This is a genomic window from Propionivibrio dicarboxylicus (genome assembly GCF_900099695.1).
Taxonomy (GTDB): domain Bacteria; phylum Pseudomonadota; class Gammaproteobacteria; order Burkholderiales; family Rhodocyclaceae; genus Propionivibrio; species Propionivibrio dicarboxylicus.
Window position 1 is genome coordinate 86,108 of record NZ_FNCY01000011.1, and the last position, 13,171, is coordinate 99,278.

6 protein-coding genes are annotated in these 13,171 nt (G+C 64.0%); all 6 read left to right on the top strand.

Annotated elements, in window-relative coordinates; genetic code table 11:
• Positions 1-322: 322 nt before the first annotated feature.
• The 6 genes from BLR25_RS13445 (at position 323) to BLR25_RS13470 (ending at position 13,083) form a co-directional block, all read left to right on the top strand.
• On the top strand, positions 323-2,125 hold the full coding sequence (locus BLR25_RS13445) for a sensor histidine kinase (RefSeq protein ID WP_091938400.1): 1,803 nt from the start codon (positions 323-325) through the stop codon (positions 2,123-2,125).
• Entirely contained in the window at positions 2,122-2,739 is a 618-nt protein-coding gene (locus BLR25_RS13450) for a response regulator transcription factor (protein WP_091938401.1), read from the top strand. Before BLR25_RS13445 ends, BLR25_RS13450 begins: the two co-directional genes overlap by 4 nt.
• Before the next feature lie 239 nt (positions 2,740-2,978).
• Entirely contained in the window at positions 2,979-7,550 is a 4,572-nt protein-coding gene (locus BLR25_RS13455) for a PAS domain S-box protein (RefSeq protein ID WP_091938402.1), read from the top strand.
• The gene (locus BLR25_RS13460; RefSeq protein WP_091938403.1) at positions 7,547-8,611 is read left to right on the top strand and encodes a response regulator; all 1,065 of its coding nucleotides are present in this window, start codon (positions 7,547-7,549) and stop codon (positions 8,609-8,611) included. Before BLR25_RS13455 ends, BLR25_RS13460 begins: the two co-directional genes overlap by 4 nt.
• A 330-nt stretch (positions 8,612-8,941) precedes the next feature.
• Positions 8,942-10,267: an HD-GYP domain-containing protein gene (locus BLR25_RS13465; protein WP_091938404.1), complete on the top strand. Its 1,326-nt coding sequence runs from the start codon at positions 8,942-8,944 to the stop codon at positions 10,265-10,267.
• On the top strand, positions 10,264-13,083 hold the full coding sequence (locus BLR25_RS13470) for an EAL domain-containing protein (protein ID WP_143009857.1): 2,820 nt from the start codon (positions 10,264-10,266) through the stop codon (positions 13,081-13,083). The genes BLR25_RS13465 and BLR25_RS13470 overlap by 4 nt, the downstream gene beginning before the upstream one ends.
• Positions 13,084-13,171: the final 88 nt, after the last annotated feature.

Here is a 13,171-nt window from a genome sequence, read left to right on the forward strand (position 1 = left end):
GTTCCCCGCTGGCTGGCGTCCATTCTTCAATCGCGCCATTTGCATTCGCATTTTGCGAACGCCAACGAAGCTGCGGAAAGGCTCGTCCGACGGGCCGACCGAAGCCGCCACGTGCTCGCAAAGCGACGTCGATTCACGCCTGGTTGCCATTTCCAGACTAAGAAAAAAGCATATTTGACATGACAAAATCCTGAACTTTTTGCTAAGGTGGTCGACAAAGACTGGCATCGCGCAAAAAACAAGCAAAGACGCGGTACAGACACATCGAACAGGGTCGAAACACAGCTGACATGAAGTACGCGTTGCACGGGGAAGAGAAACAATGAAGGCCAGAAACTCAGGGCCGGAGCAAAGCCGCCGCCAGTTGACCGGAGAACTCGAACGTCTTGAGGTGATATTCCGGCTGAGTCCCGTAGGCATAGGCATCACACGAATGCGCGACGGCGCGCTCATCGACGTCAACGAAGCCTTCAGCCAGCTTCTCGGTTACAACCGCAGCGAACTGCTCGGCAAGACCTCGGCCGAACTCGGCCTCTGGGCCGATCCCGACGAGCGCGATCGCACTTTCGCGCGCATCCTGTCCGGCGACGTCATTCAGGAAATGCCGAGCAAGATCGTGCGCAAGGACAAGCAAGTCCGCGACGTCATGTTCTCCGCCACGATCTCGACGATCGCCGACGAGAACTATCTGGTCGGCACCCTGCGCGACATCACCGCCGAACTTCAAGCCGAACGCGAACGACGGATCACCGAACGGCGACTGCAGCTCTCGCTGGATCTCATGCCGATCGTGGTTTTCCATCAGGACCTCGACCTGCGCTACACCTTCATCGCCAACCCGCAGGTCCCGAAAACAGGCGAAACCATCATCGGAGGCTTCGATCACGACCTCTTCACCCCGGAAGATGCGAAAGTAACGAGCGCCATCAAACAGCGCGTCATCGAGAGCGGGATCGGCGAGCGCCATGAAATTCGCATGACCATCGCGGGAGAGATCCGGTGGTACGACACCCTGATCGAACCTGAACGGAATGCGGACGGTGCCATTATCGGCATTATCGGCGTCGCCGCCGACATTACCGAGCGCATGCAGCGCGAACAACGCTACCGTGCGGTCCTCGAAGACCAGACCGAAGTGATTGCCCGCTATCGGCGCGACGGCACGATGCTCTATGCCAATGAAGTCTATTGTCGCTTCTTCGGCAAGACCGAGGCGCAGATCGTCGGCCATTCGTGGGAACCGGTGGCGCACCCGGACGATATTGCGCTGGTCGAGGCGAAGCTGAACGAACTCTCCGTCAACAATCCCGTCGTTGTCATCGAAAACCGGGTGTATTCCGGCCAAGGGGAAGAGCGCTGGATGCAGTTCGTCAATCGCGGCCTGTATGACGAAAGCGGCGTCCTCCGCGAGATCCAGTCGGTCGGACGCGACATCACCGAACGTAAACGCAACGAGCAGGCGCTGGCCAAGTACCAGGCCCGCATCTATGAACTGCTCGAGTACTCCGACAAGCTGCGCGAAAAGCAGCGCAAGGACATCGCCCGCGACATTCACGACCAACTGGGCGCGCTCCTCACCTCGATCGGCTTCCGCATCGACTCGCTCAAGCATCGCTTCAGGGACGACGAGGCGATCAGGAATGAAATCGACCTGATCCGGTCCTTGGTGAAGCAGGCCAACGCTGCCGCCCGCACCATCTGCAACGCGCTCAGGCCGCCGGTACTCGACGACCTCGGCCTCGCATCGGCCTGCCAATGGTATATGAAGGACTGGTCGGCGCTGGTCGGCATCGCCGCCCAGGGGCGCTTTCCCAGTCGTTTGCCGGACTGCAGCGAGCAACTGAGCACCGACCTGTTCCGGGCCTTCCAGGAATTGCTCAACAACGTGGCCAAGCACGCCCATGCAAATGGCGTCAAGGTCAGCCTGTCTTCGGGCCGCCAGGGCTTGCGCCTGCGCGTCAGCGACGACGGCCGCGGATTCGCCGTGGACGAGGCGCGCAGCAAGGGCTATGGGCTGCTCGGGGTGAAAGAACGCATCCTCCGCCACCGCGGGCAGATGACAATCGAGTCGGGAAAGACCGGCACCACGGTGACGCTGACCATTCCCTGGCAGGGAGAAGCATGAAATCCGGACTGATCATTGCCGACGACCATCCGATGATGTGTCACGGGCTCAGCGAAATCATCGCGCGAACGCCGGACCTCGAGGTCGTCGCCATCGCGCACGACGGCGAGCAGGCCGAGACGATGGCAAAACAGCGACCGGCGGACCTGCTGATTCTCGATGTCGCGATGCCGATCAAGAGCGGGCTCGACGTGCTCGAATCGCTGCGCAGCGCGGGGATCCGGCTGCCGGTGCTGTTTTTCTCGATGTATCCCCCCGACCAATATGTCCCGTATATCAGGAAGGCCGGCGCCCAGGGATTCATCGGCAAGGACGCCGAGGAAAAAACGCTGCTCGCCGCCATCCGCAAGATCCTCGCCGGCAACGTGTTCTTCCCCTCGCTGACGACGCCACGGCACCGCTCGGTCAACACGCCCATTCGGGAGCTGCCGACGCTCTCGTCACGCGAGAACGAGGTGCTGAACCAACTCCTGCGCGGCACGCCGCTCGTCGACATCGCCGCCGAACTCGGTATCAGTCCACAGAGCGTCACGACCTACCGGCGGCGTCTCCTCGACAAGCTCGGCGTCAAGAACAACGTCGACCTGATTCGCCTGATGGGACATCCCGACTAACTGCAATTCTTGTCGGCTTTGTCTTTTTTATCTGACAGACAAGACACTGGCATCCGCGCATCATTGATCCGTTCTGATTTTAAGCCAATGTAATTCTGGCTTGCACAGAGGTGAAGGATGCGCGCGTTGGCGAAACCGCGAAGCCGGTGTGAAGAACTCTTGTCGAAAGACCCGGTCCCGCGCCGCACGCGAGGCCGGACCGCAGCCGCCCGCACCGGCCATGGCAGGAGCGCCGCGTCATGACCGGCAACCGCATTCTTTCGTGCATCGGCCGCCTGCTGGTCGCCCCGGCGGATGTCTCGATGCGCGCCTTCATCACACGCCTGATCTGGCTATGCCTGCTCCCGCCGCTGCTGCTCGCCGCCTGGCTGGCCTTCGACAACGTCAAGGCCAAGCAGGCCGACTTCCTCGACGACGCGCAGCACCTCACCCGCAACATTGCCCTGTCCATCGACCAGCGACTGGAAACCTACGTCGCCGGCCTGGCCATGCTGGCCGACTCGGCGTATGTGGACGATCCCCAGGGCTGGCCGGCCTTGTACCGGGAAGCGCAGGCCTTCGAAAGAAGCTTCGGCACCCATGTGATTTTTGCCAGTGCCAGCGGCCCCATGCAGATGCTGTTCAACACGCGCCAACCGTTCGGCAAGCCGCTGCCCGTACTGCCCCGCCCGGAAGGACAGGCGGCGGCGCCGCTGGCGGTGTCGACCGGCCGGCCGGCCGTCAGCAATCTCTTCTTCGGCCCGGTCGCCCGCACGCCCTTGGTCGCCGTCGCCGTGCCCGTCATGCGCCAGGGCAAGGCCGTGAATGTCATGCTGACGACGATCGAGACCGACTCCTTCCGGAAGCATCTCGAGAACGCGCATAGCGAAAACGGCTGGTCCCTCGCGCTCGTCGACAGCACCGGCAAGACGATCGCCCGTAGTGGTGCCACGAACGACGATCCGGCAGCGCGCGAGGATGCGGGCAAGCGGATTGCCGTCCGCCTGGACAATGCGCCGTGGTCCGTCGTCGTCGACATTCCGAGCGCCGCGCTGTGGCAACCGGTCCGCTCGGCGATCCTGCAACTGCTGGCCGGACTGCTGGCCGTATTGCTCATCAGTGTCGCCGCCGGCAAGATCACGGCCCGCCGTCTGGTGTCGGGCTTTTCGAACCTGCTGCAACCGACGGCGACCGGCGCGCCGCGCGCCGAGATCGCCGAGATCGCCCAGGTGCGCGATCAACTCGATGCCGCCGCCAGGCAACGCGAGATCGATTATCAGAACCTGATCGCCAGCGAGGGGCGCTTCACCGCCACCTTCGAACAGGCGGCGGTCGGCATGGCGCTGGTCGCCCCCGACGGCCAGTGGTTGCGCGTCAACCGGAAACTCGCCAGCATCGTCGGCTATTCGCCCGCCGAAATGCTCACAAAGACCTTTCAGGACATCACCCACCCCGACGACCTGAGCCATGACCAGGATCTGGTGGCGGGCATGCTGGCGCGCGAGTTCTCCACCTACTCGGTCGAAAAACGCTATCTACGCAAGGGCGGCAGCCAGGTCTGGGTCAACCTGACGGTCGCCCTGATCTGGACGGCGGAGGGACAACCCGACTATTTCATTTCGGTGATCGAGGAGATCGATGCGCGCAAGAAAACGCGGGACGAGGTGCTGGCGACCAAGCGCAAGCTGGAAGCGGCGCTGGCCAGCATGACCGATGCCGTCTGCATCTCCGACACGGCGGGGAAACTGGTCGAGCTCAATGAAGCCTTTGCCAGGCTGCACCGATTCCAGGACAAGGACACCTGCGCCAGAACGCTAGCCGAGTATCCGGCGATCCTGGAGGCCTATGCGAGTACTGGCGAGGCGATCCCGATCGAGCGATGGGCCGTACCGCGGGCCTTGCGCGGCGAGACAGACAGCAATGCCGAAATCCACCTGCGCCGCAAGGACACTGGCGAAACCTGGATCGGCAGTTACAGCTACGCGCCGATCCGCGATGAACAGGGTCAGATCGTCGGTTCGGTGGTCGTCGGCCGCGACATCACCGAGCAAAAAGTCATCGAGGCGCTGATCCGGCAAAATGAATCGCGGCTCCGACTGGCCCTCGAATCGGCCAAAGCCGGCAGCTGGGAATGGGACTTGCAGACGCAGAAGAACATCTGGTCGGACGAGGTCTTTCGTCTGTACGGGCTGCAGCCGGGCAGTTGCGAGCCCTCCTATGAGGCCTGGCTCGAAACGATCCATCCGGACGACCGCGCGCGCGCCGTCGCCGCCGTCGGCGAGGCGAGCCGGCAGTTCGCCGAGCTCAGTGTCGAATGGCGGGTTAACACCGCCTCCGGCCCGGAACGCTGGTTGTTGTCCCGGGGCCGCCCGGAAACCGATGCGGACGGAAAGCCGTACCGCTATCTCGGCATCGTCATGGACATCAGCGAGCGCAAACGCGCCGAAGCCGAACTCGAGCAACACCGCAAGCACCTCAAGGAACTGGTCGATGCGCAGACGGCCGAACTGGCCGAAGCGAATCGCACCCTGACGCTGCGGACCGAGGAAATCACCGAACTCTACAACCGGGCGCCCTGCGGCTATCACTCGCTGGCGCCGGACGGAAGCGTGATTGCCGTCAATGACACCGAATTGGAGATGTTCGGCTATTCGCGCAACGAATTCCTCGGTCGCAACATCGGCGACTTCATGACGATGGAAAGTCGCGAACATCTGCACCGGAATTTCTCCGAGTTCGCCCGGAGCGGGCGGATACGCGACCTCGAATTCGACTTCGTGCGCAAGGATGGAACGATCGTGCCCTGCCTGGTGAACGGCGACATGGTCCGCGACGCCAGGGGCAAATTCCTCTACACACGCAGCACCCTGATCGACAACAGCGAACACAGGGCGCGCAACGAACAGTTGCGGATCATGCAGCGCGAACTCGCGCTGCGGGCCGAGGAAGCCGAAGCGGCGACGCGCTCGAAGAGTGCCTTCCTCGCCAACATGAGCCATGAAATCCGCACCCCGATGAACGCCATCATCGGCCTCACCCACCTCGTCCAGCGCGCCGGACAGCCACCGGAACAGGCCGAACGCATGAGCAAGATCGAAAGCGCCGGCCTCCACCTGCTCTCGATCATCAACGACATCCTCGACATCTCGAAGATCGAGGCCGGTCGCATGGAACTGGAGAGCACCGATTTCCACCTCTCCGCCATCCTCGACAACATCCAGTCGCTGATCGGCGAACAGGCCAAGGCCAAGGGGCTGACGATCGAGATCGATCCGGATTCGGTGCCGGTCTGGCTGCGCGGCGATCCGACGCGCCTGCGCCAGGCCCTGCTCAACTACGCCGGCAACGCCGTCAAATTCACCGAGCGTGGCCGCATCACGCTGCGCGCCATCCTGCTCGAGGACCGTGGCGACGACATGCTGGTGCGCTTCGAGGTCGAGGACACGGGCATCGGCATCCCGGCCGACAAGCTGACCCAGCTCTTCGAATCGTTCGAGCAGGCCGACGCCTCGATCACCCGGAAGTTCGGCGGCACTGGCCTCGGGCTGGCGATCACGCGCCGCCTGGCGAACCTGATGGGCGGCGAGGCCGATGCCGAGAGTATCCCCGGTGTCGGCAGCACCTTCTGGTTCACCGCCAGGCTCGCGCGCGGCCACGGCATCATGCCCAGCGTCTCGTTCAATGCGTCGGACAATGCCGAGGAAAAACTGCGCCAGCGCTTTGGCTGCGCGCGCATCCTGCTCGCCGAGGACAACGAGATCAACGCCGAAGTCGCGCTCGAACTGCTGCACTCGGTCGGCCTGCACGTCGACACCGCGGCGAACGGCGCCGAAGCGGTGGCCAAGGCGCAAGGCGGCGCCTACGACCTGATCCTGATGGACATGCAGATGCCGGAAATGGACGGCACCGAAGCGACCCGGATCATCCGCCTGCTGCCCGGCTGGGAAAAGCGCCCGATCCTGGCGATGACCGCCAACGCCTTCGACGAAGACCGGCGTCTGTGCGAAGAGGCGGGGATGAACGATTTCATCAGCAAGCCCGTCGATCCCGACAGCTTCTTCACGACCCTGCTGCAGTGGCTGCAACTGAATCCGCCGGTCTCCCGGACATCGTGCAGCGCCTCGCCAGACGGGCTGGACGCGGACATGAGCGGCGACGGGAACGACGGACGCGCGCCGGCACCAATATCGGCGCCGCCCGATGCCGACGCCCTGCCGGAACTGCCGGGCATCGAGACGACGGTCGGACTCGGCTACCTGCTCGGCAAGAAGGAGTTCTACCTGCGTCTCCTGCAGAAATTCCGTGACGAGCACGTGCTCGTCTTCCTCGAAAAATTCCGCTGGGCACGCTCGACGAACGACTGGATCACCGCGACTCGCCTGGCCCACACGCTGAAGGGACTGGCGCAATCGATCGGCGCCAGGGATCTCGGCGACGTTGCCGCGCAACTCGAACGAGCGACGGTGCGGCGCGACGTCGAGGCGGCGATTGCGCTCGAAGTCGCCGTCGAACGGGAGCTGGCGCGCATCCTGCCGGGCCTGCTCCGGCTCGGTCCCTTGCTCGACGCGCCGCTGCAGAGTCCGGCGGCGACGACCGATAGCGCCGACTGTCCGACGCTCGTCGCCCGCCTGATAGCGCTGCTCGACGCCAACGATACGGCGGCGGCCACGTGCTTCGGTGAATTGAGTCAAGCGCTGTCCGCCCGCGGTATCGATGCGCCGGAAATGGCACGGATACGACACGCCATCGGCAGCTTCGACTATCGTCAGGCCGCGACGCTGCTGCAGGCCCTGCCGGCCGAAATAACCAATGCGGAGAGCGATAAACCATGACAAGCCAAGGCGGTGAAACCATTCTGGTGGTGGATGACGTTCCCGAGAACATCGCGACACTGGTCGCCATCCTCGGCGACGACTATCGGGTGACCTTTGCCACCAACGGCGCCGATGCCTTGCGGGCCGCCCAGGCGCAGCCCCAGCCAAGCCTCATCCTGCTCGACGTGATGATGCCCGACATGGACGGCTACGACGTGTGCCGCCGCCTCAAGGCCGATCTGCGCACGCTCAATATCCCGGTCATTTTCCTGACGGCGCAGGACGACGTCCGCAACGAAGAGGTCGGACTCCGGCTGGGCGCCGTCGACTACCTGCACAAGCCCTGCCATCCGGCGATCGTGCTGCAGCGCGTCCGCATCCATCTGGCCCTGCACAACCAGAATCTCGCCCTCGAAACGCGCGTCCAGGAACGCACGCGCGAACTGGAGGAGACCCGCGTCGAGATCATCCGGCGTCTGGGCCGCGCCGGCGAGTATCGCGACAACGAAACCGGCATGCACGTCATCCGCATGAGCCTGTACTGCAATCGTCTCGCCCTCGCGGCGAAAGTGCCGAAAGCCCAGGCGGACCTGCTGCAGCTCGCGGCGCCGATGCACGACATCGGCAAGATAGGGATTCCCGACAACATCCTGCTCAAGCCGGGCAAGCTGACCGACGAAGAACGGCGGGTAATGCAGCGCCATGCCGAAATCGGCGCGGAGATCATCGGCGTCCACGACGGCGACCTGCTGATCCTGGCGCGAAACATCGCCCTGACGCACCACGAACGCTGGGACGGCATGGGTTATCCGCAGGGTCTGGCCGGCGAGGCCATTCCCTTCGAAGGGAGAATCGCCGCGATCTGCGACGTGTATGACGCGCTGACCAGCGCCCGCCCCTACAAGAAAGCCTGGTCCTTCGATGCGGCGATCAACCACATCGTCCTCGAATCGGGCAAAGCCTTCGACCCGGCGCTGGTGACGCTGTTCGTCACGATGATTTCGGAATGCACCGAGATCCGGCAGCGCTACTGCGACCCGAGCGACGCGGCCGAGGCAAGCCTCCGGACATCGCCGTAAATCGGGGTAAATCGGCGAAAATCCACGCCAACGTTTGCATCCACCAATGATCGAATCGACGGCGAGGAAGCGTCGACACACGCGTCGCCGCAATGCCGCCGGCGCGCGCAAGCGCCTGTTTGCGCTTCGTTTCATCGCCGCGAAAGCGCCTCGCGACAGGCGGGCGCAGGCTTCGGAGACACGGACCGTCGGGGCGCCCCGACACGCGACCAACTGAAGCACACATCAGTGCATCGATTCAGCCGTCTTTGAAAATATTCATGGACTTGAGAGCAAACCATTGAACTCAAACGACCGGCAACGGATAATTGCGGCGCGGAGAGATGATTCATGGCAAACAACAGCAGTTCAGGCACCTATTATGTTTCAGTTGAAAAATTACAAATCGGACTTTACGTTTTCATAGACCTGCCATGGTTCCAGCATCCGTTCACGCTGAACAGCTTCCGGATCAGCAGCGAAGACCAGGTCAGAACCCTGAAGTCGCTCGGCGAGTCGCGTTTCCGCTACGACCCGAAGCGTAGCGATGTCGACCCGGACGACCCGGTCGAAGCGCTGCCAGCAGAACTCGAAGCCACCGTCAGCGACACCGTCGGAGAAAGCATCGGCGAAAGCGACGACGCAGACCTCTCGCCGGAGTTTGCCGCCCGGCGGGAACGCATCCGTGTCCTCGACGCGCACCGGCGCCGCATCGAGGAAGTCGACAAGACCTACCTCAAGGCCACCGGCATCCTGCGCAACCTGAATCGCAAGCTGCTCGACCGGGGCGATGAGACCTTGCAGGAAATGGACGTGCTGGTCGACCAGATGGTGACCGCCTTCCTCAAGCATCCGGAAGTGACGCTGCACGTCATGGGCGAGAAATTCAGCGGCGTCGAATCGTATTCGCACAGTCTCAACGTGTCGGTACTCTGCATGATGCTGAGCAAGGGCCTGGGACTTTCGTCGGACCAGGCGCACAGCCTCGGCCTCGGCGCGCTGTTGCACGACATCGGCCTCGCCGAGATTCCCGAACGCGTCCTCAAGAAGCGGCCGGACGAATACACCAAGCCGGAGCGCGACCTGCGCGCCATGCACTGCGAGTTCGGCGTGCGCCTCGGCAAGCAGCTGGGCCTGCCGCCCGACATCCTGGCGATCATCTTCCAGCACCACGAAATGGCCGACGGATCGGGCTACCCGACCGGCGCCCGGCTCGACAAGATCACCTTCCCGGCCCGCGTCGTCTCGCTCGTCAATTTCTACGACAATCTCTGCAACCCCGCCGACCTCGCCCAGGCACTGACGCCGCACGAAGCCTTGTCCTTCATGTTCGGCCAGCGCCGGACGAAATTCGACACCGCCATCCTGCAGCAGATGATCCGCTGCCTCGGCGTCTATCCGCCGGGCTCGATCGTCACGCTGTCGAACGACGTCGTCGGCCTGGTGATGTCGGTCAACCCGACCAAGCCCCTGCGCCCCTGGATCATGGCCTACGACGCCGACGTGCCGAAAGAGGAAGCGATCCTGCTCAACCTCGAACAGGAAACCGAACTGGTCATCGCCAAGGCCTTGCGCCCGGCGCTCCTGCCGCCGGCGATCCACGCCTATCTGAGCCCGCGGCAGCGCGTCACCTACTATTTCGACAGCAGCGTGCAACCCTCTCAGGGAACGAAATGAGCCTCGATACGAATCAGCTGCTGCTCGCGCACGGCAACGAGATCCTGCTGCTGGTCGAACCGGCGAGTCTGGCGATCCTCTCCGCCAACGCCGCCGCCACCCGGCATCTCGGCTACGCGCAGGAGGCGCTGCTGAAGATGCAGGTCACCGACATCGAGTGCGCGCTGTCCGACGTGTTCTACTGGGAAGACGCGCGCAACGGCATCGCCCCGGAACTCCACGACGCCGAAGCCTCGTACCTGAAGGCCGACGGCGAGGTGTTGCAGGCGACCAAGACGGTCGTCCGGGCGACCCCCGACTCGACGCTGCTCGTCGTCTGCGCGCTGCCGGTCGGCAAGCTGCAGCGCACCGAAAAGGAACTCGCCGACCTGAGCGCCCGCCTGCGCGCGACGCTCGAGGCGACGGCCGACGGCATCCTCGTCGAAGACCGTTCCGGCGCCATCCTCAACATGAACCGCCGCTTCTCGGAGCTGTGGCAGATCCCGGAAGACCTGTTGCTGGCGCACGACGATGCGGCAATCTTCGAATTCATGGCCGGCCGCATGCGCGATCCGGAGGCCTACCGCGCGCGGATCGACGAGATCCGGCCCTATGACGATATCGAGACGGTCGACACCCTGATGCTGGCCAACGGCGGCGTCCTCGAACGCAAGTCGCGGCCGGCGCGGCACGGCAACCTGATCATCGGGCGCGTTTTCTCGTTCACCGACATCACCGAGCGCAAGGCCAACGAGTCGCGGCTCAAGCTGGCGGCCAGCGTCTTCACCCATGCCCACGAAGGCATCATCATCACCGACACGCGCAGCTGCATCGTCGAGGTCAACAACACTTTCAGCCGGATCACCGGCTATTCACGCGAGGAAGTGCTGGGGCAGAACGTGCGCCTGCTCAAGTCCGGCCGCCAGGATTCGGCGTTCTACACCAACCTGTGGCGCGACCTCGTCAAGCTCGGCCACTGGCACGGCGAAGTCTGGAACCGGCGCCGCGACGGCACACTCTACGCCGAAAAACTCAGCATCGCCGCGGTCAAGAACGTCGACGGCGAGTCCCGCCACTACGTCGCGCTCTTTTCCGACATCACCGAACTCAAGGAACACCAGCACCAGCTCGAACGCATGGCGCACTACGACGCGCTGACCGGCATACCGAACCGCGTCCTGCTCGCCGACCGGCTGGAGCAGGCCATTGCCCAGAGCCAACGGCGCAAGCGCAACCTCGCCGTCGTCTACCTCGATCTCGACGGCTTCAAGGAAGTCAACGACCTGCACGGCCACGAGACCGGCGACCTGCTGCTCATCGCCATCGCCCAGCGACTGCGCGACACGCTGCGCGAAGGCGACACGCTGGCGCGACTCGGCGGCGACGAATTCGTCGCCGTGCTGACCGACCTCGGCGAGCAGGAAGAATGGACGGGCATCCTCGCGCGCATGCAGCAGGCGGCGGCGACCCCGGTGAAGATCCGGCAGCACACGCTGCAACTGTCCGCCAGCCTCGGCGTGACGCTCTATCCGCAAAACGGCAGCGATGCCGACACCCTTCTCCGTCACGCCGACCAGGCCATGTACCAGGCGAAGCAGGCGGGCAAGAACCGCTATCACCTGTTCGACCCCGAGCGCGACCGGCAGACGCAGACGCACCTCGAAACCCGGCGCCAGATCGCCCAGGGGCTGGTGCGGAGCGAATTCGTACTGTTCTACCAGCCGAAGGTCAACATGCGCAGCGGCGAAATCGCCGGCGCCGAAGCCCTGATCCGCTGGCAACACCCGGAACGCGGACTGATCTCGCCGGGCGAATTCCTGCCGCTGATCGAGGACGACGAGTTGATCGTCCGCATCGGCGACTGGGTCATGGACACGGCCTTGCGCCAGATGTCCGAATGGCGATCGCAGGGACTGAGCCTGCCGGTCAGCGTCAATATCGCCGCCCTGCATCTGCAGCAGGAGGATTTTCTCCAGCGCCTGCAGGCCAAGCTCGAAACCCACGCCGACGTGCCGGCCGACAATCTCGAACTCGAGGTCGTCGAGACCGCTGCGCTCGAAGGCGTCTCGAGGATCTCGCGCCTGATCGAGGACTGCCGGTCGCTCGGCGTGCGCTTCTCGCTCGACGACTTCGGCACCGGCTACTCGTCGCTCACCTATCTGCGCCGCCTGCCGGCCAGTGTGCTCAAGATCGACCAGAGCTTCGTCCGCGACATGCTCTGGGATTCCGAGGATATGGCCATCGTCGAAGGCGTCATCGGCCTCGCCGCGGCGTTCCGGCGCACGGTGATCGGCGAAGGCGTCGAAACGGCCGAACACGGCGAACTGCTGCTCCGCCTCGGCTGCGACCTCGCCCAGGGCTACGGCATCGCCCGCCCGATGCCGGCAAACGACATCCCCGCCTGGGCGGCGACCTGGAAACCCGAACCCAGCTGGAGCGCCTGTCGCAATCTTGCCGCCACGCGCGACGATCTGCCGCTGACCTATGCCGAAGTGGAACTGCGCCACTGGGTCAAATGCGTCGAATCGTGCTTCGTCGCCAGCAGCGTCGCGACCGTCGCCGACCTCTGCGAGTACCGCTTCGGGCAGTGGTACCACGGCGACGGACAGACGCACTACGGACGTCTGCCGGCGTTCGCCGCGCTCGGCCCGCTGCACGCGTCGATGCATGCGCTCGGTCTGGAACTGACCGAATTGTGGGCGAATGGCCAGACCGAACTGGCACGCGGCCGGCTGAGCGAACTGCATGCGCTGCGCGACGAGGTGACGCGGCACCTGCACGCGCTTCAGGAAGAATGCATCGAGGCGCGCCAGGTCCTTCGCTTTCCGTTGTTCTGATCCCGCGCCCGCCCTTCGCCATGGCGCTGCCCGCCGTGGCGGATGCAGGCATCCGGACGCACGGCGATCCCGTCGCGATCCTGCAAGT

Coding starts and splice junctions, on each gene's coding strand:
- BLR25_RS13445 (WP_091938400.1), top strand. CDS start 323: ATGAAGGCCAGAAACTCAGGGCCGGAGCAAAGCCGCCGCCAGTTGACC.
- BLR25_RS13465 (WP_091938404.1), top strand. CDS start 8,942: ATGGCAAACAACAGCAGTTCAGGCACCTATTATGTTTCAGTTGAAAAA.
- BLR25_RS13455 (WP_091938402.1), top strand. CDS start 2,979: ATGACCGGCAACCGCATTCTTTCGTGCATCGGCCGCCTGCTGGTCGCC.
- BLR25_RS13470 (WP_143009857.1), top strand. CDS start 10,264: ATGAGCCTCGATACGAATCAGCTGCTGCTCGCGCACGGCAACGAGATC.
- BLR25_RS13460 (WP_091938403.1), top strand. CDS start 7,547: ATGACAAGCCAAGGCGGTGAAACCATTCTGGTGGTGGATGACGTTCCC.
- BLR25_RS13450 (WP_091938401.1), top strand. CDS start 2,122: ATGAAATCCGGACTGATCATTGCCGACGACCATCCGATGATGTGTCAC.